Raw genomic sequence first — 22371 nt, forward strand, 5'->3', positions numbered from 1 at the left:
AGCCGTTCGGTCGGTTCGGGCCGGTTGGGCCGGGTCGGTCCGGTTCGGTCGGGTCGGTCCGGTCAGACGCCCCGGCGGCGGAGTTCGGCGGCCAGGAGCGGCATCAGCTCGTCGACGAACGCGGTGTCGTAGCCCTGTCCCGCCATGATCGACTGGGTGAACCTGGTCTTCGCCACCTCGGCCGAGGTCGCGCCGACCATGCCGTCCAGGGCGATGCCGACCTCCTCCAGCACCCGGTCCACCTGGGACGTGCGGTAACCGCGCGCCGCGGGGCCCGCCAGGGGGATCTTCAGCCGGCGCAGCTCCTTCCACGACGTGATCGGGGGCAGCGCGTCGGGCGGGAGGGGGCCGTCGCCCAGCTGCTTCTCCACCCGGGCCAGGAAGGCGTCGACCTCGGTCTCGTCGTAGCCGCGCCGGCCGAACATCGGGCGGCTGAAGCGGACCTCGCGGACCTCGCGGGCGGTCAGGTCGTCCTGGCCCAGGAGGGTGTTCTCGATGCGGTCCAGGAACCGGTCGACCTGCGACTCCTGGTAGCCGCGACGACCGCGGGGCGGTTTGCCGAACGCGGCGGTGCGGACGTCGCGCGCGGTCAGCGGGCGGGTTCCCGGACCCTGGCGGGGACGGGCGGGGATCGGCGGTGGCGGGGTGGTCGCCGTGGTCGAACCGGTCGGCGGGACCGACGTGACCGGTGGGACCCGGGCCGGGGTCGGGGCCGCCGTCGGGCCCGTCGTCGGCGGCGAGGCGGGCGGTGGGGTGCGGCCGGAAGGGGGGCGGTCGGAAGGGGTGCCCGCCGGCGGGCGGACCGCGGGGCGGACGGGCGGCGGGGTGCGCTCCAGGGTGACGACGACCAGGTCGAGGAACGTGTCCACGTCGTCCTCGTCGTACCCGATCCGACCGGGCGGGGCGTGCCTGAACTCCTGCTCCTGCACCTCCAGCGCGGTCAGTGTGTCGCGGCCCGCCAGGGTGTTCTCGATCCGGTCGAGGAACGCGTCGATCTCGCCCTCGTGGTAACCGCGGTTGCCCGGTCTGGGCTTGTGGAACCGCACGCCGCGCACGTCCTGCGGGGTCAGCCGCGGCGCGGCGGGGCGCATCCCGGTCGACGTGGCGTGCGCGCCCTGCGCGGGCGCGGTGGCCTGCCTCCGCTGCGGGGTCGAGCCCAGGGTGTCCGCGACGAGGTCCATGAACGCGTCGACCTCGGCCGCGTGGTAGCCGGGCCGCGCGGGTCTGAACCGCGCCCGGCGCACGTCGTCCTCGGTCACGTCGTCCCGGCCCAGCAGCGTGTCCTCGATGCGGTCGAGGAAGGCGTCCACCTGCGCCTCGTCGTAGCCCGGCTGACCCGGGGGCGGGCGGTGGAAGGCGACCTGCCGCAGGTCTTGCGCGCCCACCAGCGGCGCCGGGTGTGCGGGGGTGTGCTGGCGCGCGTCGAACCCGGCCACCCATTACCTCCTTCGTGTGGTGTACCGGGGAGTATCGCCGGATGGTGGTGTCGTTGTTTCGCCCTATCGGCTCAATGCTTCACGGGATCGCTCTACTCTGGCCCCCATGAGCCGGTTCGTGGACACGATGGTGGCAACCGCTGTGGGTGCCGGAGGACGTGAGCGGGGCATGACCACGGGAGAGCCGGGTGAGCCGGTCCGCCGCACGTGGGCCGAGGTGCACGAGCGGGCGACCCGCGTGGCCGGGGCGCTCGTGGCCGGCGGGATGACGCGCGGCGCGTCCGTCGCGGTGCTCGCGGGCGACCCGGCGGCCATCGCGCCCGCCGTGCAGGCGGTGTGGCTGGCGGGTGGCAGCACGACGATGCTGCACCAGCCGACGGCCCGCACCGACCTCGCCGAGTGGGCCGAGGACACGCTGCGCGTGCTGCGCATGATCGACGCGGAGCTGGTGCTGCTCGGCACGCCGTTCGACGCCCTGTCCGCGGTGCTCGACCAGCACGGCGTGGCCTACCGCCGGCTCGACGAGCTGGACGGGGAGCCCCTGGCCGCGCCGGTCGAGGTCGACGAGGACATGCCCGCGCTGCTCCAGCTCACCAGCGGCTCCACCGCCGACCCGAAGGCAGTGCGCATCACCCACGGGAACCTCTGGTCCAACGCCGAGGGCATGCGGGTCGCCGCCGCGCTCGACCCGGGCAGCGACGTGATGGTGTCGTGGCTGCCGCTGTTCCACGACATGGGCATGGTCGGCTTCCTGACCGTCCCCATGCTGCTCGGCATCGAGCTGGTCAAGGTCACCCCGCCCGACTTCCTGGCCCGGCCCACGCTGTGGCCGGACCTGATCTCGCGCTACCGGGGCACCATCACCGCCGCGCCGAACTTCGCCTACGCCATCGTCGCCCGCCGCATGAACGGCGTGGACGACGACGCGTTCGACCTGTCCGCGCTGCGCATCGCGCTCAACGGGGCCGAGCCGATCGACCCGGTCGCGGTGAAGGCGTTCACCGACGCCGGCGCGCGGTTCGGGATGCCCCCCGAGTGCGTGCTGTGCGCGTACGGCATGGCCGAGACGACGCTGGGCGTGGCGTTCGCGCCGCTGTTCTCCGGCCTCGCCGTCGACTGGGTCGACCCGGGCGAGCTGGAGGCCGGCAAGCGGGCCGTGCCGGTCGCCCCGGACACCCCGAACGCGCGGGCGTTCCCGCTCAACGGACCGCCCCTGCCGGGCCTGGAGGTGCAGGTCGTCGACGAGTCGGGCGCGGTGCGCGGCGAGCGCGAGGTCGGGCAGCTGCGGGTGCGCGGCGAGGCGGTGACGCCCGGCTACCTGACCGTGGACGGGCCGCTGGCCACGCAGGACGCCGACGGCTGGCTCGACACCGGCGACGAGGGCTACCTGGTGGACGGCCAGGTCGTCGTGTGCGGGCGGCGCAAGGACGTGATCATCATGGGCGGCCGGAACATCTACCCGACCGACATCGAGCGGGCCGCGCTGTCCGTGCCCGGCGTGCGCGCGGGCAACGCGATCGCCGTGCGGCTGGACGCGGGCACCCGGCGCGAGCGGTTCGCCGTGGTCGTCGAGTCGAAGCTGGCCGGCGAGGACGACGCGGTGAAGGCGCTGTCCAAGGAGATCAGCGCGCGGGTCGTGGACGCGGTCGGGCTGCGGCCGTTCTCCGTGGTCGTGCTGAAGCCCGGCAGCCTGCCCAAGACGCCGTCCGGCAAGCTGCGCCGCTCGTCCGCCGCGTCCCTGGTGCCCGCCGCGGGGTGATGCGGGGTGCTCGGCGCCGCGGCGCGCGCACTCGCCTTCGTGACCGCGCGGTCGACCGGTCCGCCGCTCGACCGCGCGGTGCGCGTCACCCTGAACTTCCACCCCGGACGAGTGGTTCCCGGGTTGGTGGACGGTGGCGCGTACGTGTCGCAGTTCGTGACCGGGACGAGCGGCGGCGGCCTGACCGCGTTCGAGGGCGGTGACCGGTGGCGGTGGGAGAGCCGCATGTTCGGCGGCGCCTACGACTCGGCCGCCGCCCACGAGAGACCGGTGTACGGGGGCCTGAACTTCCGGCTGAGTCAGTACGGCGCGTCACCACGTTTCGGATCGTCACACCTGCGGCTGAAACCTGACGTCCCGAGGCGTACTACGTTCTGCTACCCGGACAGCGTGACCGAGCCCGAGCACTTCGGCGTCGCCGACCGCATGCCGCTCGTCGCCGTCGCCCTGGCCGACCGCCGCGACCTCCTCGACGACTACGTCGAGGCCCACGTGCACGGCGGGGTGTCCGTCGCGATCGACGCGGAGGCCCTCGTGCTCGACCCGAGCTACCGGGGCACGCCCGTCGAGGAGGCCGCGCTGCGCCTGCCCTGCCCGGTCGAGTGGCACCCCGGGTTCCACCTGCACGTGGACGAGCTGCGCCGCCACCCGGACTTTCGCGGTCCGGAGTCCGTGGCGCTGGGGGAGCGCATCGCCGTGGACGGCGTGCTGACGCCGGAGGTCATCGGCGACCACGCGGGCCGCCACCACCCGCAGGACCTCAAGGAGGTCTGGCACCTGCTGGCCCGGTTCGGGCGGCGCGTCCCCTGATCCGGGCACCACGGGTCGCGTGACGTCGATCGAGATCCGCCCCGCCCGCCCCGACGACCTGCCCGCCGTGGCCGAGCTGCGCTGCCGGTGGGAGCACGAGAGCCGGGGCACCCGGGTGACGCCCGTGGAGGAGTTCGCGCCCCGCTTCGCGCAGTGGGCCCGCGAGCACGAGTCGACCCACCGGTGCGCGGTCGCCGCCGTGGACGGGCGCGTCGTCGGCATGGCGTGGCTCGCGGTCCTGCCCAGGGTGCCCCGCGGGGCCGCGTCCGACCGGGCGAGCGGCGACGTGCAGTGCGTGTACGTGACGCCCGACCACCGCGGCGCCGGGCTCGGCGGGCGGCTCGTCGACGCCGTCCTCGACCAGGCCCGCGCACTCGGGCTCGAACGGGTGACCGTGCACTCCGGGGAACGCGCCGTCACGGCGTACGCGCGCAGCGGCTTCGCGGTGTCCCCGCGCCTGCTCCAGGTCGAGTTCGGCCACCGCTGACCACTGGTCAGGGCTCGGCGCGGAATCGTGCCCAGTGGAACTCGTGCCCAGTGGAACTCGTGCCCAGTGGAACTCGTGCCCAGTGGAACTCGTGCCCAGTGGAACTCGTGCCCAGTGGAACTCGTGCTCAGTGGAACTTGTTCTGGGCGGCTTCCAGGCCCAGCTCCAGCAGCGCCTCCACGGCGTCCGCCGCCCGGTCCAGCTCGAACGCCAACTCCTTGCGCTCCACCAGCGAGAAGTCCCGCAGCACGTAGTCGGCCGGGTCCATCCGGCCCGGCGGGCGGTCCACGCCGAAGCGCACCCGGTGGTAGTCCTTGGTGCCCAGCGACTTGGTGATCGAGCGCAGGCCGTTGTGGCCGTTCTCGCCGCCGCCCAGCTTCAGCCGCACGGTGGCGAACGGCAGGTCCAGCTCGTCGTGCACCACGACGATCGACGCGGGCGGCACCTTGTAGAAGTTCGCCGTGCCCGCCACCGGACCGCCCGAGAGGTTCATGTAGCCGCGAGGCTTGGCCAGCACGACCCGACGCCCGGCCAGGCGGCCCTCCAGCACCTCGGCGCCGCCCTTGTGGGCCTTGAACTTCCCACCAACGCGTGAAGCCAGCTCGTCGAGGACCATGAAGCCGACGTTGTGCCGGTTGCCCTCGTACTTGGGGCCGGGGTTGCCCACCCCGACGACCAGGGCCACGTCATCGCCCACGGAACCGCAACTCCTGCTCCAGCTCGTCCAACAGGGTGTCGACCGCCCGCACCTGGTAACCGCGCCGGAGGCCCGACGTGGTGCTGAACCTGGTGTGGCGGACCTCGGCCGCGCTCATCCGCCCCCGGCCGTCCAGCGCCGCGGCGGCCCGGCCCAGGAAGGCGTCGACCTCGCCGCGATCGTAGCCGTTGGACGCCTTCGGCAGCTTCACCGCGAGCAGCGCGTCACCGGTCTGGAGCGTGGTCGGCGGCACGTGGCCGGAGCGCAGTTGGTGCTCCGCGGCGGTCAGGAACTCGTCCACGGCGCGCTGCTCGTAGCCGCCCGCGATCTCGGTGAACGCGACCGACCGCACCTGCTCGGGTCGCAGCACGAGCCGTCCGGCGAGGGCGTCCGCGATCTGCCGGGCGAACGCGTCGACCTGCGCCGGGTCGTACCCCCGGCCGCTCTTGCGGCGCGGGAACCGCAGGGCGCGCACCTGGGCGGGGCTCAGGTACGGGAACGGCACGCCACCCCAGCCGTGAGGCGGGGGAGGCGTGCCGTTCGAGTCGCCCGACGTGATGGGCTCAGCCTTCTTCGGTGGCCTCGGGCTCGGTGCCCTCGCCCGTGTCGCCCTCCATGGCGGCGGCACTCGGGGCCTCGTTCACCGCGAGCACCATGGCCTCGGGGTCGGTGGCGAGGGTCGAGCCCGCGGGGAGCACCAGGTCGGAGGCGTGCACCTGGGTGCCGGCCGCCAGGCCCTCGATCGAGTACTCGATCTGCTCGGGGATGTTCAGCGCGTCGGCCTCGACCTGGACCGTGGTGAGGTCCTGCGTGAGCAGGGTCGCCGAGGCGGGCTCGCCGGTGAGGACGATGGGCACCTCGACGGTGACCTTCTCGCCCCGCTGCACCAGCAGCAGGTCGACGTGCTCGATGTAGTTCTTGATGGGGTGGGTGGTGACGGTCTTGGTCAGCGCAAGCTCGCTGGACGAATCGATGTCCAGGGCGATGACAGCGTTGTGACCGTGCTCGCGGACAACACGGGCGAACTCGAGCGCCGGCAGGGCCAGGTGCTTCGGGTCGGAACCGTGGCCGTAGAGCACCGCGGGGATCTTGCCGGCGCGGCGGGTGCGGCGGGCGGCGCCCTTGCCGAACTCGGTGCGCTGCTCTGCGGCGAGACGGACCTCGGACACGGTGGGGCTCTCCTAACGGTCTGGCCTGGTACGTCGGGCGGGGCGTAAGCGGGGTGGCGAGCCTGCGGCGGCCGGGCGGCGCGGAAGGTGAACACGCGCGGCATCACAACCGCCGCGTCGATCACGCCGAGCGTGATGCTCGCCCTCGCCGAGGCAACCCGACCAGTGTAGGCCGACCGCGGCGGAGCGGCCTAATCGGGGGTTCGTTCCCCGCCCCGAACCCACCGAAACCCGAGAGTTAAACCCCCAGCTCGCGAGGGTCCAACCCCCGTTTCGACGCTCGCGACCTGGGGGGTGGACTCCCGCGACCTGGGCGTGGACTCCCGGGGTCAGGCGTTGCCGTCGAACAGGGAGGTCACCGAGCCGTCCTCGAAGACCTCCTGGATGACGCGGGCCAGCAGCGGGGCGATCGGCAGCACGGTCATCGCCTCGAAGCGCTTGTCGGCCGGGATCGGGAGGGTGTCGGTGAACACGACCTCGCGGGCGCCGCAGTCCTGCAACCGCTCCACGGCCGGGCCGGACAGCACCGGGTGGGTGGCCGCGATGACGACGTCCGACGCGCCCTCGGCGAGGAGCTGCTCCACGGCCTTGGTGATCGTGCCGCCGGTGTCGATCATGTCGTCGATGACCACGCACAGCCGGTCCTGGACCTGGCCGACCACGCGGTTCGCGACGACCTCGTTCGGACGCAGCGGGTCGCGGGTCTTGTGGATGAACGCGATGGGCGTGCCGCCCAGCGTGTCGGCCCACTTCTCGGCGAGCTTGGTGCGGCCCGCGTCCGGCGACACCACGGTGATGTCGTGGCCCGCGTACTTGGCGCGGATGTGCTCCGCGAGCAGCGGCATGGCCCACAGGTGGTCCACCGGGCCGTCGAAGAAGCCCTGGATCTGGGCGGTGTGCAGGTCGACCGCGACGAGGCGGTCGGCCCCGGCGGTCTTGAACAGGTCGGCGACCAGGCGCGCGGAGATCGGCTCGCGGCCCCGGTGCTTCTTGTCCTGCCGCGCGTACGGGTAGAACGGCATGATCACGGTGATGCGCTTGGCCGAGGCGCGCTTCAGCGCGTCCACCATGATCAGCTGCTCCATCAGCCACTGGTTGATGGGCGCGCAGTGCGACTGGATGACGAACGCGTCGCAGCCGCGGACGCTCTCCTCGAACCGCACGAAGATCTCGCCGTTGGCGAAGTCGTACGCCGACTGCGGCGTGACGGAGACGTTCAGGTGCTTGGCGACCTGCTCGGTCAGCTCGGGGTAGGCGCGACCGCCGAAGAGCATCAGGTTCTTCTTGGGTGTCCCGGCCATCGTGGGGTTCACGTCAGCGCCCTTCATCGGTTGTGCCATTCCCATTCTCGGACGCCAGTGCCCGCTCCGCCGCCTCCGCCGATGCGGTGCCGGCCCGACGGGACAGCACCCAGCCCTCCAGGTTGCGCTGGGGACCACCCGACACGGCCAGCGCGCCCGGCGGCACGTCGCGCCGCACGACGGTCCCGGCGCCGGTGTAGGCGCCGTCGCCGACGGTCACCGGCGCCACGAACATGTTGTCCGAGCCGGTGCGGCAGTGGGACCCGATCGTGGTCCGGTGCTTGTTCACGCCGTCGTAGTTCACCGTGACGCTCGCCGCGCCGACGTTCGAGTGCTCGCCGACCGTGGCGTCGCCGAGGTAGCTCAGGTGGGGGACCTTCGAACCGGCGCCGATGTCCGAGTTCTTCACCTCGACGAACGTCCCGATCTTGCCGTTCTCGCCCAGCCGCGTGCCCGGCCGCAGGAAGGCGAACGGGCCGACGGACGCGCCCTCGCCGATCTCCGCGCCGGAGCCGTGCGTGCGCACCACGGACGCGCCCGCGCCGACCGCGCACCCGCTCAGCGTGGTGTCCGGCCCCACGACCGCGCCCTCGCCGACGACCGTCCCGGCGCGCAGCTGCACGCCCGGCTCGATCAGCGCGTCCCGGCCCACCCGCACGTCCGCGTCCAACCACGTGGTGGCCGGGTCGACCACGGTCACGCCGGAGCGCATGGCCCGCTCGACGAGCCGCCGGTTCAGCTCCGCGCCCAGCCTGGCCAGCTGCACGCGGTCGTTCACGCCCTCCACGAGCCAGGCGTCGGGCGTCACGAGCGCGCCCACGCGCCTGCCGTCCGACCGCGCGATGGTCAGCACGTCGGTCAGGTACAGCTCGCCCTGCGCGTTGTCGGTCGACAGCCGCGACAGCCCGTCGCGCAGCACCGCCGCGTCGAAGGCGTACACGCCCGAGTTGACCTCGGTGATCGCGCGCTGCTCCTCGGACGCGTCCTTCTGCTCGACGATCGCCTCGACCTCGCCCGAGGCCGACCGCACGATCCGCCCGTACCCGGTCGGGTCGTCCACCACGGCGGTCAGCACGGTCACCGCGTTGCCCTGCCCGCCGTGCTCGGCCAGCAGCGCGCGCAGGGTGTCGGCGTCCAGCAGCGGCACGTCGCCGTAGGTCACCACGACCGTGCCGCCCGGGTCGTCGGACGTGCCCGTGACCTCGGCCAACGCGTCCAGGCCGCAGCCCACCGCGTGGCCGGTGCCCTTCTGCTCCTCCTGCACCGCGACGGTGACCTTGCGGTCCAGCGCGGTCGAGAGGCCGTCGAGGTGGTCGGCGACCGCGGCGCGGCCGTGGCCGACCACGACGGCCAGGTGGTCCGGATCGGTTCCCGCGGCCGCGCGCACCGCGTGCTCCACGAGGGAGCGACCGGCGATGCGGTGCAGGACCTTGGGGGTGGCGGAGCGCATGCGGGTGCCTTCACCCGCTGCGAGGACGATCGTGCTGACCGGGGTGGGGACACCCTCAAGCATCAGCGCTCTCCCTAGCTCGGTGCGTGCCTTGCAGCGGGAGGGGCCTGGCTTCCCGCCAGGTGCCGATACTAAGCCTCCGGGTCGGGCTCGCCTTCCACAGCCGCAACCCGGCAGCCACCCCCGCGCTTCGCCGCGTACATCGCCGAGTCGGCTCGCGCGAGGGCCGCGTGCGCCGTCTCGCGGGGGCGCGCGGAGATCACGCCGACCGACAGCGTGACCCCGCGCGACAGGTCGGAAGGCAAGGCCGCGACGGCTTCCACGGCGCGTGCCAGCGCCGCCTCGGCCGCGTGCAGCGGCGCACCCGGCAGCAGCACCACGAACTCGTCGCCGCCGTACCTGGCCACCAGGTCGTCACCCCGCAGGGCCTGCCGCAGTGTGCTGGCAATCACGCGCAGGACGTCGTCGCCCTCGGCGTGCGAGTACTTGTCGTTGACCACCTTGAACCCGTCGAGGTCCACCAGCGCGATGGCCATCGGGTGGGTCTGGGCGCTGATCAGCGCGGCCAGCCGGTCGTCGAGCGCGCGGCGGTTCGGCAGGCCCGTCAGCGGGTCCTGCAACGCCTGCTGCGCGATGGCGCCGTGCGCGCGGGTCAGCCGTTCGTGGTCGCGGCGGGTGAGCAGGGTGGCGGTGCGGGCCTCCTGCATCAGCCACAGCTCGGTCTCCAGGGCGGTCGCGTAGGTCTCCAGCGCGCTGATCGTGCGCTCGTTCTTCGGACCGGACATGCGGGCGAACTCGCGGGTCAGGCACAGCATCAGCGTCGGCTCGGACGTGTCGCGCTCCAGCCGCTCGCGGGCGCCGTGCAGCACCTGGAGCGCCTGCTGCGGCAGTTCCTCCATCTCCAGGCAGCGGGCCAGCGCGATCGACACGATGATCAGCTCGCGGGCGTACATGGACATCTCGCGCAGCGACCACAGCCGCGAGATGTGCCCGGCGCCCGGTTTCGCCAGCGCGTGGGCGGCCCCTATCACCGGCACCTGCTCGGCGGCGGTGCGGTCGCGGCGACCGGGGTGCAGGGACTCGCGGAACGCGCCCTCGACGGCGGTGGCGATGGCCGACGCGGTGGCGAACCGCTCGGCGGCCTCCTCGAAGTTGTCCACCCGCTCCAGCCGCAGCCCCCAGCCGATGAGCATGCGGGTCCGGTTGAGCAGGTGCACGTAGATCAGGTGCGGGTTGGCGCTCTCCCGGATGGCGTTGTGCGCGCGGGCCAGCACGTCGTCGGCCATCTCGTAGACGCCCAGCTGGGTGAGCACGAGCCCGGTCGACTGGAGCGCGGACGCCAGCAGGCGGTCCCACGTGCGCTTGTCGAGCATGGGGTCGGGGGCGAGGTCCTCCTCCAGCATCGCCAGGCCGCTCGCGACCTCGGTCAGCGCCTTGTCCTCGAACCCGCCGAGCAGGTAGCGGCGACCGCGCAGCGCGTGCGCCTCGGCCTCCAGCACCAGCAGGCCGTGCCGCCGGCAGTGGGCGAGCATCTCGTCGAGCACGGAGTCGGAGAGGTCGACCAGGCCGGGGGTGACGATCCGGACCACGGCGGCGGCGCGGAGCAGCTGGCCGACGATCCGCGGCTCGCCGCGGCCCTGCGCCTCGGCGAGGATCTCGTCGACCTCGTGCGCCGCGTCGAGCTGCTCGGACAGGTGGCTGCTCTGCGCGACGGCCACGAGTTCACTCGCGCGGCCGACCAGCCACGCGTCGGACATCTCGTGGAGCACCGGCGCCACGTTGCCCTGCTCGTCGACCGCTTCCTCGCGCAGCGACTCACACCCCCATGCAGACGCAGGGCGACCGGGCCCGGGCGGCCCGACCGGCTCGCTCCGCCACCAGGATTCGAACCTGGACCATCGGAACCAAAATCCGAGGTGCTGCCTTTACACCATGGCGGAACGGTCGAGGCGGACCCCGACCGCGCGAACACATGTTGTCACGAGTGCCCCCCGTAGGTCAGCACCACCACTCAAGTGGCGGCAACCCGTGGGTGATTGGATCATGACACACCGTGTTGTGGCTGGTCAGCGCAGGGATGTAGACAGTGCGCGCGGAGCGTCCGGCGTGCCGCGGCGGGCGGAGAACAATCATGTACACAACTACCGTCGGTAGTTAATCGAACACCTGACAGGGTTCAGCGGATGGTCTCGACCGAGTCGAGGAACTCGGTCACCGCCTCCTCGTACGCGTCCGGGTCCACGTTCCACGCCGCGGTGTGCTCGGCGGCGGGCACCTCGACGTAGCGCATCGGCCAGTCCAGCCGCGGCGCGGCCGCGGCCAGCTCGCGCGACGACCCCACGGGCACGGTGCCGTCCGCGCCACCGTGGAACAGCAGCGTCGGCGGCCGGTGCGCGGGCGGGTGGTCGGCCAGGTCGAACCGGTCGAAGTCCAGGTCGGCGCGCCAGTCCGACACCAGCTCCGCGATCGGCACGAGCTGCTCGGGCACGCCCCGGTTGCGCGACTGGAGTTCGAGCGTGTCCGTCCAGCTCACCACCGGCGCGTCCAGCACGACCGCCCGCACCAGCGGCGCGTCGGCGGACCGGGTCAGGAACTGGCCGACGATCGCCCCGCCCATCGACCAGCCGTACAGCACGACGTCGCGCGCGCCCCGGTCGCGGGCGAACCGCACGGCCGCCTCCACGTCACGCCACTCGGTGTCACCCAGGTGGTACAAGCCGTCCGGCGAACGGGGGGCTTCCTCGTCGTTGCGGTAGGTCACGGCGAGAACGGGTAGCCCGAGGTCGTGCAGAGTCGGCGCCACCCGCAGCGCCTCCGCCCGGGTGCCACCCCGGCCGTGCACCGCGACGACCCACGTGGACGACGTCGCGGGCACGAGCCACGCGGGCGCGTCCCCGAGTTCCGTGGGCACGCGCACGTCCTCGTGCTCCAGGCCGAGGGCGGTGCGCGGGTCGGTCGTCCACACGGAGGTCTCCAGCCGCACGCGCGTGCCGTCCGGGGGCGCCTGGCCGACCAGCTCGCGCACCACCGAGCCCTGCGACCGCCGCGTCACCGGGCCCACCTCCGCCCCGCCGCCGGGCCACACGAGACCCCACCTCCCGGGCAGGGCGCTCACCCGCGATTCCGCCAGCGTGACGGTCCCCGCGGCGGACGAGGTGACGGTGTCGCGGTAGCCGGGGCGGGAGTTCTCCGGCTCCAGCAGCTGCCCGCTGTAGTACCAGCCGAAGCCGACGACACCCGCGACGAGCAGCGCGAACACCGTGACGAGCGAGATCAGCGCGATCCGCAGGCGACGCCTGCCGCGAACGTTCGGGGACGACACCCCCGAATGATGCACCGGCGTTGATCGACACGCCCGGCTTCCTGAGAACACGCCGTGATTTTGAGCCGCCACCCTGGCGGCATCCGCAGGACCTAACCTACGGTGTCGTAAGTTACGGTTCCGTAGGTAGTCCCCGAGCGACGAGGTATCACGTATGACCAGCACCCTTGAGAGCAGGTCCACGCCGCAGGGCCCGGACGACAAGGGCCCCAAGCCGATCATCGAGGGGCGGCGCGGCCACGTCGAGCAGTTCAGCGTGTACGTGTTCGTCATCGTGCCGTTCCTGGCTCTGCTCGCGGCCGTTCCGCTCGCCTGGGGCTGGGGGCTGGGCTGGGTCGACGTCGCGCTGTTCGTCGTCTTCTACTACCTGGCCGGCATGGGTGTGACCGTCGGTTACCACCGCTACTTCACGCACGGCTCGTTCAAGGCCAACCGCGGGCTCAAGATCGCCCTCGCCATCGCCGGCGGCATGGCCCTCCAGGGCCCGGTCATCGTGTGGGTGGCCGACCACCGGCGCCACCACGCGTTCTCCGACCGCGAGGGCGACCCGCACTCGCCGTGGCTGTTCGGCTCCGGCCCCGTCGCCCTGGCCAAGGGCTTCTGGCACGCCCACATGGGCTGGCTGTTCGACCGCGACCAGACCAACGCGCGCCGCTTCGCCCCCGACCTGCTCGCGGACAAGGACCTCGTCCGCATCGACAAGCTGTTCCCGCTGTGGACCACGATCAGCCTGCTCGCCCCCGCCCTGCTGGGCGGCCTGATCACGATGTCCTGGTCCGGGGCGCTCAGCGCGTTCTTCTGGGCCGGTCTCGTCCGGGTGGCGTTCCTGCACCACGTGACCTGGTCGGTCAACTCCATCTGCCACATGGTCGGCGACCGCCCGTTCGCCGCCCGCGACCGCTCCGCCAACGTGTGGGCGCTCGCGATCCTCAGCTTCGGCGAGTCGTGGCACAACCTGCACCACGCCGACCCGACGTGCGCCCGGCACGGCGTGAAGCGCGGTCAGATCGACATCTCCGCGCGGGCCATCTGGCTGTTCGAGAAGTTCGGCTGGGCGACCAACGTGCGCTGGCCGAACGAGCAGCGCCTGGCCCGGATCAGCGCCAAGAAGTAGCCGACCACCCGCCCCCCTCGCAGTTCGCGCGGGGGGCGGGTGTTTAGGGTGGCTGGGATGGCGGGGAGACGGCGCGACGACGAGACACCGGTGCCGCGTGTGCGGATGACGGGCAAGGAGCGGCGCGAGCAGCTGCTCGACGTGGCCCGGGCGCTGTTCGCGGAGAAGGGCTTCGAGGTCACCTCGGTCGAGGAGATCGCGCACCGGGCGGGCGTGTCCAAGCCGGTCGTCTACGAGCACTTCGGCGGCAAGGAAGGCATCTACGCCGTCGTGGTGGACCGCGAGATGCAGCACCTGATGGACCACATCGTCAACGCCCTGTCCGGCGGGCACCCGCGTGAGCTGCTCGAACAGGCCGCGACGGCGTTGCTGGACTACATCGAGGGCTCGACCGACGGGTTCCGCATCCTGGTGCGCGACTCACCCGTGGCCTCCTCGACCGGCACGTTCTCGTCCCTGCTGAACGACATCGCGTCCCAGGTGGAGTCGATCCTGGGGCTGCACTTCTCGCGGCAGGGCTACGACCGCAAGCTCGCGGCGCTGTACTCGCAGGCACTCGTGGGGATGGTCGCGCTGACCGGCCAGTGGTGGCTGGAGGTGCGCAAGCCGAAGAAGGACGAGGTGGCCGCGCACCTCGTCAACCTGGCCTGGAAGGGCCTCTCCCACATGGACCACAAACCCCGCCTCCGCATCCGCTGACCCGCGAGTCGTAAGCCCACCCCGCGCGAGTCGTAAGTTCAAGCCCCGCGAGTCGTACGTCCACCCCGCGCGAGTCGTACGCCCAGGTCGCGCGAGTCCAACACTCAGTCACTCTGAGTTCTTCACTCACGAGTAAAGAACTCACGGTGCCTGAACGTACGACTCGCGCGACCTGAACGTACGACTCGCGGGGTGGTCAGGGGGTTCGGGTGATTCTCAGGATCTTGTCGTCCTCGCCGTTCGACGTGGTCACGTAGAGGGCGTTGTCCGGACCCAGCTCGGCGCCGCGCAGGCGGCCGTGGGTGCCGTCCAGTTCGACCGGGATGGACACCGAGTGGACGCCGCCCTCGGGGGTGACGGTGAACAGCAACACCTTCGAGCCCTTCAGGGCGGTGACGGCCAGTACGCCCTCCATGCCGCCCCACTGCTCGCCGGTCAGGAACGCGGCGTCGCAGATCGCCTCGGTCGGGTCGCCGGACGACCACACGGCCTCGACGGCGTCGGGGAACCGCTCCAGGTCCGTCATCGGCACGCTCTCGTCGTAACCGCCGGCCGTGCCGCCCCGCGACGGGTCCCACCCGTAGTTCGCGCCGGGGCGCAGCAGGTTGACCTCGTCGTCCACGCCCGGGCCGTGCTCGGCGGTGAACACCAGGCCGTCCCGCCGCACGGCGACGCCCTGCACGTTGCGGTGCCCGTAGGTGTAGATCCGGTCCCCGAACGGGTTGCCCTCGACGCCCTCGCCGGTCGCCAGGTCGACGCGCAGCACCTTCCCGCCGAGGCTCGACCTGTCCTGGGGCACGGTGCCGACCGCAGTGTCGCCGGTGCCGACGAGCAGTCGCCCGTCGCCGTCCAGCGCCATCCGGCAGCCCGAGTGCCGCCCGCTCGGGTTGTTCGGCAGGCCCGCGAGCAGCGGGTCCTCCACCCGGGTGGCCTTGGCGCCGTCGAGCCGCCACGTCACCAGCCGCACGTCCTCGGCCGTGTTGAAGCAGGTGGTGAACTGCTTCGAGGTCTCGAAGTCGGGGTGCACGACGAGGCTCATCAAGCCGCCCTCGCCGCGGACCGCCACGTCACCGAGGTCGGCCTCCACGTCGGTGGCCTTCCCGTTCTCGACCAGCGCGATCCTCGCCGGGCGCTGCGGCACGAGCATCCGCCCGTCGGGCAGGAACCCCACGTCCCACGGGTGGCTCAACCCGCCGACGACGACCTCGACCCGCAGCCCGTCCGGGTCCGTGGTGGCGGGCGCGTTGCCGCCCGGCGCGGCGGACGAGCACCCGGCCGCCGTGCTCGCGGCCAGCAGGGCAACGGCGGCAAAACCGGTGATCCGACGCATGCCGCCCAGCATCCCAAGCCGGGTGTGTGGTCGTGATCAGGCGCGGGGGTAGGGGCGTTCCTCCGGGAGCAGGGCGCGGGCCGCGTCGAGGTCGCCCGCGCGCACCAGGTCGCGCACCTCGTGCGCGAGCGGCGTGACGTCGGTGATCGACCCGGTCCACTCCTCGACGTAGCGGCGCGACGCCTCGCCCGCCAGCCCCAGCTGGAGCGAGCGGTGGGGGAGGGGGCTCAGGTGGAGGTCGCGCTCCGGGTCCCACTGGACGCGCACGTCCGGCCGCGAGCCGACGCCCGCGTCGCTCGGCACGGCCCGGTCCAGCGCCCAGTCGAACCCCGATCGGGTGATCCTGACGGCCAGCACGCACTCCTGGTCCGGCTTCGCGCCCCACCCGGAGCGGTACATCATCCACAGGAACGAGGGCTTGACCCAGGTCATCCGGCCGGGCTTGAACGGCGGCACGAACCGGCCCGCGGCCAGCGCCGCACGGGCGATCGCGGCCGGGTAGGCCTGGTAGACGGTGACGTGCCGATCGTCGTAGTCGGCCCTGATCCGCCTGTGCTCCACACCTCCAGGGTGATCACCCCGTCAACCGGTAATCCGCGCGCAGCCCGCGTCGGCGGCACGTAGGCTTGGTGGCGAGAACCCCTCCCGAGGCCGTTCCGAGGTCCCGGGCAGGGGTCTGTCCGCGTCTTCCCCGGGAGCCATCGCAATGCCCCAGTCCGGCCCGCTCTCCGGCCTGCTCACCGCAGTCCTGCCCGACAAGGCGCTGCGCGCCCTCGTGGACTCCGTCGGCGTCCCCGACCTGGAGCTGGAGGGACCGCCCGCCGCCCGGCCGCTGGTCGCCGCGGCCCTGGCGGGCAGCGCGCCCGTGCTGGCGGTGACGGCCACCGGGCGCGAGGCCGACGACCTCAAGAACGTCCTGTGCGACCTCATCGGGCACGGTTCCGTGGCGATCTTCCCGTCCTGGGAGACGCTGCCGCACGAGCGCCTGTCGCCGCGCGCGGACACCGTCGGCGCCCGCCTCCAGGTGCTGCGCCGCCTCGCCCACCCCGGCGACGACCCGCTCAAGGTGGTCGTCACCACGGTCCGCAGCCTGATCCAGCCGATGGCCCCCGGCCTCGGCGACCTGAAGCCGGTCGACCTGGCGGTCGGCTCCGAGCACGACTTCGAGCAGCTGCTCACCGACCTCGCCGGCCTGGCGTACACGCGCGTCGACATGGTGGAGAAGCGCGGCGAGTTCGCCGTGCGCGGCGGCATCCTGGACGTCTTCCCGCCGACCGCCGAGCACCCGCTGCGCGTCGAGTTCTGGGGCGACGAGGTCACCGAGATCAGGCCGTTCTCGGTCGCCGACCAGCGGTCGCTGCCCGACCAGGTGACCGGGTTCACGGCGACGCCGTGCCGGGAGCTGCTGCTCACCGACGACGTGCGGCGGCGGGCGGAGGCGCTGGCCGCCGAGCACGAGGCCGACGCCCAGCTGCACGAGATGCTGGAGAAGATCGCCAACGGCATCCCCTCGGAGGGCATGGAGGCGCTGATCCCGGCGCTGTGCGAGGGGCGGCTCCAGCTGCTCACCGACGTCGTCCCGGCGGGCACGCACGTCGTGCTCAACGACCCGGAGAAGATCCGCGCCCGCGCCCACGACCTGGTGCGCACCGGCCAGGAGTTCCTGGAGGCGTCCTGGATGGCCGCCGCCGGCGGCGGGAAGGCCCCGATCGACCTGGGCGCGAGCGCCTACCGGAACCTCGGCGACGTGGCCGGGGCCGCGCGCGCCGCGGGCCGGCCGTGGTGGACGCTCAGCCAGCTGACCACGGAGGGCGCCGACGTCCTGCGCCTGGAGCTCAAGCACGTCGAGGCGTACGGCGGCGACGTCGAGCGCGCGTTCACCGACCTGCGGGCGCACACGGCGTCCGGCGGCACGGCCGTGCTCGTCGTGCCCGGCGCGGGCACGGCGCAGCGCGCCACCGAGCAGCTGCGCGACGCCGGCGTGAGCGCGACCTGCGCGGACGCCCTCACCGACAAGCCTGCGGCGGGCGTCGTCACGGTGGTGCGCGGCGCGCTGGAGGACGGGTTCGCGCTGCCCGGGCTGGCGCTGGTCGTGCTCACCGAGACCGACCTGACCGGCGGCAGGCACGGCACGTCCACCAAGGACATGCGCCGGATGCCGAGCAAGCGCCGCAACGCGGTGGACCCGCTCGCGCTCAGGCCGGGCGACTTCGTCGTGCACGAGCAGCACGGCATCGGCAAGTACGTGGAGATGGTGCAGCGCACGGTGGCGGGCGCGACCCGCGAGTACCTGGTGCTGGAGTACGGCTCGTCCAAGCGCGGCCAGCCCGGCGACCGGCTGTTCGTGCCGACCGACCAGCTCGACGAGGTGTCCCGCTACGTCGGCGGCGAGCTGCCCACGCTCAACAAGCTCGGCGGCAGCGACTGGAAGAACACCAAGGCGAAGGCGAAGAAGGCGGTCAAGCAGATCGCCGCCGAGCTGGTGCAGCTCTACGCCGCCCGCCAGTCCGCGCCCGGCCACGCGTTCGGGCCCGACACCCCGTGGCAGCGGGAGCTGGAGGACGCGTTCCCGTTCACCGAGACCGTCGACCAGATGGCGGCGATCGACGAGGTCAAGTCCGACATGGAGCGGACCGTCCCGATGGACCGCGTGATCTGCGGCGACGTCGGCTACGGCAAGACCGAGATCGCGGTGCGCGCGGCGTTCAAGGCGGTGCAGGACGGCAAGCAGGTCGTGGTGCTGGTGCCGACGACGCTGCTCGCCCAGCAGCACCTGAACACGTTCGTCGGGCGGATGCACGCGTTCCCGGTGAACATCAAGGGCCTGTCGCGGTTCACCGACCCGCAGGAGGCGGAGCAGACGATCGCGGGCCTGGCCGACGGCGAGGTGGACATCGTCATCGGCACGCACCGCCTGCTCCAGAAGGGGCTGCGCTACAAGGACCTCGGCCTGGTCATCGTGGACGAGGAGCAGCGGTTCGGCGTCGAGCACAAGGAGCACATCAAGGCGCTGCGCACGAACGTCGACGTGCTCACGATGTCCGCGACGCCGATCCCGCGCACCCTGGAGATGTCGCTGGCGGGCATCCGCGAGATGTCCACGATCCTCACCCCGCCCGAGGAGCGGCACCCGATCCTCACCTACGTCGGCTCCTACGACGACAAGCAGGTCGCCGCCGCCATCCGCCGCGAGCTGCTGCGCGACGGCCAGGTGTTCTACGTGCACAACCGCGTCTCGACGATCGAGAAGGCGGCGCGGCGCATCCGCGAGCTGGTCCCCGAGGCCCGCGTGGTCACCGCGCACGGCCAGATGAACGAGGACAAGCTGGAGAAGATCATCCAGGGCTTCTGGGAGAACGAGTACGACGTGCTGGTGTGCACGACGATCGTCGAGACCGGCCTGGACATCTCCAACGCCAACACCCTCGTGGTGGAGCGCGGCGACCTGCTCGGGCTGTCGCAGCTGCACCAGCTGCGCGGGCGCGTCGGCCGCGGCCGGGACCGCGGCTACGCCTACTTCCTGTACCCGCCGGAGTCGCCGCTGACCGAGCTGGCGCACGACCGGCTGGCCACGATCGCGCAGAACACCGAGCTGGGCGCGGGCATGGCGGTGGCCATGAAGGACCTGGAGATCCGCGGCGCGGGCAACATCCTCGGCGCCGAGCAGTCCGGGCACATCGCGGGCGTCGGCTTCGACCTGTACCTGCGGCTGGTCGGCGAGGCCGTCGACGCGTTCCGCCGGCACGCGGGCGCGGACGGCGAGCTGGAGGAGGAGCTGGCCGAGGTCCGGGTGGACCTGCCGGTCGACGCGCACATCCCGCACGACTACGTGCCGGGCGAGCGGCTGCGGCTGGAGGCGTACCGCAAGATCGCGGCGGCCGGTGACGAGGAGGCGCTCCAGTCCGTGCGGGACGAGCTGAAGGACCGCTACGGCGCGCCGCCGCTGCCCGTGGACCGGCTGCTGGCGGTGGCGCGGTTCCGCCAGACGTGCCGCGCGCACGGGGTGACCGAGGTCGTCGTGATGGGGCAGACCATCCGGTTCGCGCCCCTGGACCTGCGGGACAGCCAATTGGTGCGGTTGAAGCGGCTGTTCCCCAAGGCGGTCCACAAGCCGGCGGCCAAGACGGTGAGCGTGCCGCGCCCGACCGAGGGCGCGGCCGGCGGCCGGATGGGCGCGCCCCAGCTGCGCGACCAGGAGCTGCTCGACTGGTGCGCCCACTTCCTGGAGACGCTGTCCGTGAGCCCCGTCACCAGGAGCTGACGGGCGTCGTGAGAAGGTACCGGTCGTGAGGACTGCACAGAGGCGCTCCACCCTGATCGCTGCGGCCGTCGCACTGCTGGTCGCGGGCTGCGGAACCGGCCCGGCCAAGGTCGGCTCGGCCGCGATCGTCGGCGACACCGTGCTGCCGCTGCAGACGGTGCAGCAGCGGCTGGAGGTCGTGCTCGACAAGGAGCCCGAGGCCCGGAAGCTGCACGACCAGCGCAAGCTGGACCAGGTCGCCCGCCAGCTGGTCACGCTCGGCGTGCAGCACGAGCTGATCGGCCTGGCCGCCCAGCGCGAGGGCATCACCGTGTCCGAGGAGGACGTGGCCGAGTCCGTCGAGCAGGCGGGCGGCGCCGACCTGGCCTCGCAGAACACCGTCTACGACGCGACGACGTTCCGGGAGCGCGCCAAGGACCAACTGCTGCTGGTCGAGCTGGCGCGCAAGTACGTCGACCGGATGGAAGTCACGTTCGACTACTTCTTCACCAAGGACAACACCGAGGCGGTCGAGAAGGCCAAGCAGGTCGCGGCCGACCCGGCGAAGATGGCCGAGTTCATCGCCGCCGCGCCGCGCAGCGAGCAGGGCCAGTCCCTCGGTCGCGAGAACCAGGTCGTGCGCTCGGCGGAGTCGCCGCAGTCGGCCCAGTCGCCGCTGTTCGGCGTCGAGCCCGGCACGGTCGTGGCGTTCCCGCCGGACCCGGGCAGCGCCCAGTGGATCGTCGCGCACGTCAAGGAGCGGCGCACCGACGTGCGGCCGTCGTCCGAGGAGTCGTCCACCGAGCAGCTCACGCCGCAGCTGCTGGAGCAGATCGGCCTGCGGCTGGTGCAGCAGCTGGCCGGCGACCCGTCGATCCGGGTGAACCCGCGCTACGGCGTGTGGGACACCACCGCGATCTCCCTGGCGCCGAGCGAGGGCGAGCTGTCCGGCTACCAGGCCACCGCCCGCCAGATCGCCCCGTGACGGTCGTCCACCTCGGTCGCGCACCGGTCCTGCCCGCCGCCGCGCTCCCCGCCGTGAGGAGCGCGGCGGTGGTGTACGCGGGGGTCGGCGTGGACGCCTCGCTGTGGGGCGCGGTGCCGGTGCCGGACGTGCTGAAGCCGGGCGCGGTGCTGCTGACGACCGACCCGTCCGAACCGGCCGCGCTGTGGATGGCCACGACGGGGTCGGAGGTGATCGGCCCCCCGTCGCCGCTGCTGGACGCGGTCGCGGTGATGGACCGGCTGCGCTCGCCCGGCGGGTGCCCGTGGGACGCCGAGCAGGACCACGAGTCGCTGCGGCAGTACCTCGTGGAGGAGACCTACGAGCTGCTGGAGGCCATCGAGGACGGTGACCGGGCCGCGTTGCGCGAGGAGCTGGGCGACGTGCTGCTCCAGGTCCTCTTCCACGCCCGGATCGCCGCCGAGGACCCGTCGGAGCCGTTCGGGATCGACGAGGTGGCCGGCGACCTGGTGGCCAAGCTGGTCGGACGTCACCCGCACGTGTTCTCCGGTGGCGACCCGAAGGTGACCGACGCGTCCTCCCAGCAGCACCGGTGGGAGGAGCTGAAGCAGGTCGAGAAGCAGCGGACGTCCAGCCTGGACGGCGTCGCGACCGGTCAGCCCGCGGTGGCGCTGGCGGGGAAGCTCGCGCAGCGGGTGGCGCGGGCCGGGTTCCCGGTGGACCTGCTGCCCGAGGGCGACGACACGGGGACGACGCTGTTCGCGGTGGCGGCCCTGGCCAAGTTGGCCGGCGAGGACCCGGAGACGGAGCTGCGCGCGGTGGCGCGGCGGTTCGCCTCGTCGGTGCGGGCGGCCGAGGCGTCGGCGCGCGCGGCGGGCGTGACGGGTGCCCTGACGGCCGAGGACTGGCGCGCCCACTGGCTCGCGTAAGTTCCTGGGCTTCGGGGCCGGTGACGCTACGACGAGGTCATGAGTTCCCCGGCGGCGCGCACTCCCGAGCCTGCCCGGCGCGGACCCGCCTCGTCGGACTCCGACGAGTTGGAGCCCGCGCCGGAGTGGGTTCGCGACGACGAGGCGGCCACTCGGTCCGGCACACCTGAGGCCATCCGCGCGGGACTGCTGCCCGAACAGGCCGCAGAGTTCGACGCCGCCTTCGACGCCGCGCTCACGGCCGCTCGGCGAACGCTGCGCCCGGACCAACCGCGCGGCACGCTCCAGGCGTGGCGGCGGGTGGCCCTGATGACCCAGGACGACCCCGACTCGGCTCGCGAACCGGCCGCTGCCATCACGGGGGGTCCGACGTACCGGTGCTCCTCGTCCGGGCAGTGTGAGCTGGGCGGACCTTCGATCCGAACTCGGGCTCCGATCGCTTTCGACGGGACTCCTCGACCGGCACGTGGCTCATGAACTCGACATCGGTCCCCGGGCCCGGGATCGGATCAACGCGCTGCCACCTGAAGCCCTCGCCGCTCTGGTCGAGGCGTTCGAGGTCCTTGCGATCGTGCCGGAACGAGGCCGTCCGTTGAACGCCGACAACCCCGGCGGAGGGCTGTTCACCCTGGACTTCGGTGCCGGCAGAGGTTGATCACGCACC

The 22371-nt window shown here is 72.7% G+C and carries 20 protein-coding genes and 1 tRNA gene; 10 read left to right on the forward strand and 11 right to left on the reverse strand.

Translation table 11 applies throughout. From position 1 onward, the window contains the following. Nucleotides 1-62: 62 nt before the first annotated feature. Nucleotides 63-1436 carry a DivIVA domain-containing protein gene (locus tag CKY47_RS11875; protein WP_306745778.1) on the reverse strand — a complete coding sequence of 458 codons (1374 nt, stop codon included), beginning with the start codon at nucleotides 1434-1436 and terminating at the stop codon, nucleotides 63-65. Between the two features lie 106 nt (nucleotides 1437-1542). Between CKY47_RS11875 and CKY47_RS11880 the strand changes: the two genes are divergently transcribed. From CKY47_RS11880 to CKY47_RS11890, 3 genes are read left to right on the forward strand one after another with little or no spacing between them, the layout of a single operon-like run. After that, the gene (locus CKY47_RS11880; protein ID WP_306745779.1) at nucleotides 1543-3195 is read left to right on the forward strand and encodes a fatty acyl-AMP ligase; all 1653 of its coding nucleotides are present in this window, start codon (nucleotides 1543-1545) and stop codon (nucleotides 3193-3195) included. A gap of 39 nt (nucleotides 3196-3234) precedes the next feature. Beyond that, the gene (locus tag CKY47_RS11885) at nucleotides 3235-4005 is read left to right on the forward strand and encodes a DUF3626 domain-containing protein (protein WP_306745780.1); all 771 of its coding nucleotides are present in this window, start codon (nucleotides 3235-3237) and stop codon (nucleotides 4003-4005) included. Nucleotides 4006-4024: 19 nt separating this feature from the next. Then, the gene (locus CKY47_RS11890) at nucleotides 4025-4492 is read left to right on the forward strand and encodes a GNAT family N-acetyltransferase (protein ID WP_306745781.1); all 468 of its coding nucleotides are present in this window, start codon (nucleotides 4025-4027) and stop codon (nucleotides 4490-4492) included. Nucleotides 4493-4619: 127 nt separating this feature from the next. Here the strand turns inward: CKY47_RS11890 and pth are convergent, their stop codons facing one another. The 8 genes from pth to CKY47_RS11930 form a co-directional block, all read right to left on the reverse strand. Continuing rightward, on the reverse strand, nucleotides 4620-5189 hold the full coding sequence (gene pth / locus CKY47_RS11895) for an aminoacyl-tRNA hydrolase (RefSeq protein WP_306745782.1): 570 nt from the start codon (nucleotides 5187-5189) through the stop codon (nucleotides 4620-4622). After that, nucleotides 5179-5694, reverse strand: coding sequence for a DivIVA domain-containing protein (locus CKY47_RS11900; RefSeq protein WP_306745783.1), 516 nt, complete (start codon nucleotides 5692-5694; stop codon nucleotides 5179-5181). Before CKY47_RS11900 ends, pth begins: the two co-directional genes overlap by 11 nt. Nucleotides 5695-5752: 58 nt before the next feature. Next, on the reverse strand, nucleotides 5753-6358 hold the full coding sequence (locus tag CKY47_RS11905; protein ID WP_306745784.1) for a 50S ribosomal protein L25/general stress protein Ctc: 606 nt from the start codon (nucleotides 6356-6358) through the stop codon (nucleotides 5753-5755). Nucleotides 6359-6687: 329 nt separating this feature from the next. Further along, entirely contained in the window at nucleotides 6688-7659 is a 972-nt protein-coding gene (locus CKY47_RS11910; RefSeq protein WP_306746012.1) for a ribose-phosphate diphosphokinase, read from the reverse strand. A 13-nt stretch (nucleotides 7660-7672) separates the two neighbouring features. Then, on the reverse strand, nucleotides 7673-9172 hold the full coding sequence (gene glmU / locus CKY47_RS11915) for a bifunctional UDP-N-acetylglucosamine diphosphorylase/glucosamine-1-phosphate N-acetyltransferase GlmU (protein ID WP_306745785.1): 1500 nt from the start codon (nucleotides 9170-9172) through the stop codon (nucleotides 7673-7675). 68 nt (nucleotides 9173-9240) lie between these two features. Continuing rightward, complete coding sequence (locus CKY47_RS11920; protein WP_442638267.1) at nucleotides 9241-10866, reverse strand: GGDEF domain-containing protein; 1626 nt, start codon at nucleotides 10864-10866, stop codon at nucleotides 9241-9243. Between the two features lie 112 nt (nucleotides 10867-10978). After that, nucleotides 10979-11049 (reverse strand) — tRNA-Gln (locus CKY47_RS11925). A 236-nt stretch (nucleotides 11050-11285) separates the two neighbouring features. Continuing rightward, on the reverse strand, nucleotides 11286-12431 hold the full coding sequence (locus CKY47_RS11930) for an alpha/beta hydrolase family protein (RefSeq protein ID WP_306745787.1): 1146 nt from the start codon (nucleotides 12429-12431) through the stop codon (nucleotides 11286-11288). Between the two features lie 154 nt (nucleotides 12432-12585). On the opposite strand from CKY47_RS11930, the gene CKY47_RS11935 reads away from it, so the two are divergent. Together CKY47_RS11935 and CKY47_RS11940 are read left to right on the forward strand one after the other, a co-directional pair. Continuing rightward, nucleotides 12586-13545 carry an acyl-CoA desaturase gene (locus CKY47_RS11935; protein ID WP_306745788.1) on the forward strand — a complete coding sequence of 320 codons (960 nt, stop codon included), beginning with the start codon at nucleotides 12586-12588 and terminating at the stop codon, nucleotides 13543-13545. A 105-nt stretch (nucleotides 13546-13650) separates the two neighbouring features. Next, entirely contained in the window at nucleotides 13651-14244 is a 594-nt protein-coding gene (locus CKY47_RS11940) for a TetR/AcrR family transcriptional regulator (RefSeq protein WP_306746013.1), read from the forward strand. A 196-nt stretch (nucleotides 14245-14440) separates the two neighbouring features. Here the strand turns inward: CKY47_RS11940 and CKY47_RS11945 are convergent, their stop codons facing one another. Further along, nucleotides 14441-15574, reverse strand: a complete 1134-nt coding sequence (locus tag CKY47_RS11945) for a PQQ-dependent sugar dehydrogenase (RefSeq protein ID WP_306745789.1) — start codon at nucleotides 15572-15574, stop codon at nucleotides 14441-14443. 36 nt (nucleotides 15575-15610) lie between these two features. Next, nucleotides 15611-16135, reverse strand: a complete 525-nt coding sequence (locus CKY47_RS11950) for a DUF4291 domain-containing protein (RefSeq protein ID WP_306745790.1) — start codon at nucleotides 16133-16135, stop codon at nucleotides 15611-15613. Between the two features lie 145 nt (nucleotides 16136-16280). On the opposite strand from CKY47_RS11950, the gene mfd reads away from it, so the two are divergent. The 5 genes from mfd to CKY47_RS11970 are packed head-to-tail and all read left to right on the forward strand — an operon-like array spanning nucleotide 16281 to nucleotide 22362. Beyond that, nucleotides 16281-19835, forward strand: coding sequence for a transcription-repair coupling factor (gene mfd / locus CKY47_RS11955; RefSeq protein ID WP_306745791.1), 3555 nt, complete (start codon nucleotides 16281-16283; stop codon nucleotides 19833-19835). A gap of 25 nt (nucleotides 19836-19860) precedes the next feature. Beyond that, nucleotides 19861-20799: a SurA N-terminal domain-containing protein gene (locus tag CKY47_RS11960; RefSeq protein ID WP_306745792.1), complete on the forward strand. Its 939-nt coding sequence runs from the start codon at nucleotides 19861-19863 to the stop codon at nucleotides 20797-20799. Further along, nucleotides 20796-21707, forward strand: coding sequence for a nucleoside triphosphate pyrophosphohydrolase (locus CKY47_RS11965; RefSeq protein WP_306745793.1), 912 nt, complete (start codon nucleotides 20796-20798; stop codon nucleotides 21705-21707). Before CKY47_RS11960 ends, CKY47_RS11965 begins: the two co-directional genes overlap by 4 nt. A 39-nt stretch (nucleotides 21708-21746) precedes the next feature. Further along, nucleotides 21747-22184 carry a DUF6247 family protein gene (locus CKY47_RS36890; RefSeq protein ID WP_371320655.1) on the forward strand — a complete coding sequence of 146 codons (438 nt, stop codon included), beginning with the start codon at nucleotides 21747-21749 and terminating at the stop codon, nucleotides 22182-22184. Next, nucleotides 22174-22362: a hypothetical protein gene (locus CKY47_RS11970; RefSeq protein WP_306745794.1), complete on the forward strand. Its 189-nt coding sequence runs from the start codon at nucleotides 22174-22176 to the stop codon at nucleotides 22360-22362. Before CKY47_RS36890 ends, CKY47_RS11970 begins: the two co-directional genes overlap by 11 nt. The last annotated feature ends 9 nt before the right edge of the window (nucleotides 22363-22371 follow it).

Source organism: Saccharothrix longispora (assembly GCF_030852425.1).
Taxonomy (GTDB): Bacteria; Actinomycetota; Actinomycetes; order Mycobacteriales; family Pseudonocardiaceae; genus Actinosynnema; species Actinosynnema longispora.

What these genes read in the sequence shown, in the direction of transcription:
- CKY47_RS11880 (WP_306745779.1), top strand. Translation starts at nt 1,543, where the DNA reads ATGAGCCGGTTCGTGGACACGATGGTGGCAACCGCTGTGGGTGCCGGA.
- CKY47_RS11910 (WP_306746012.1), bottom strand. Translation starts at nt 7,659, where the DNA reads ATGGCCGGGACACCCAAGAAGAACCTGATGCTCTTCGGCGGTCGCGCC.
- glmU (WP_306745785.1), bottom strand. Translation starts at nt 9,172, where the DNA reads ATGCTTGAGGGTGTCCCCACCCCGGTCAGCACGATCGTCCTCGCAGCG.
- CKY47_RS11920 (WP_442638267.1), bottom strand. Translation starts at nt 10,866, where the DNA reads ATGTCCGACGCGTGGCTGGTCGGCCGCGCGAGTGAACTCGTGGCCGTC.
- CKY47_RS11935 (WP_306745788.1), top strand. Translation starts at nt 12,586, where the DNA reads ATGACCAGCACCCTTGAGAGCAGGTCCACGCCGCAGGGCCCGGACGAC.
- CKY47_RS11940 (WP_306746013.1), top strand. Translation starts at nt 13,651, where the DNA reads ATGACGGGCAAGGAGCGGCGCGAGCAGCTGCTCGACGTGGCCCGGGCG.
- CKY47_RS11945 (WP_306745789.1), bottom strand. Translation starts at nt 15,574, where the DNA reads ATGCGTCGGATCACCGGTTTTGCCGCCGTTGCCCTGCTGGCCGCGAGC.
- mfd (WP_306745791.1), top strand. Translation starts at nt 16,281, where the DNA reads ATGCCCCAGTCCGGCCCGCTCTCCGGCCTGCTCACCGCAGTCCTGCCC.
- CKY47_RS36890 (WP_371320655.1), top strand. Translation starts at nt 21,747, where the DNA reads ATGAGTTCCCCGGCGGCGCGCACTCCCGAGCCTGCCCGGCGCGGACCC.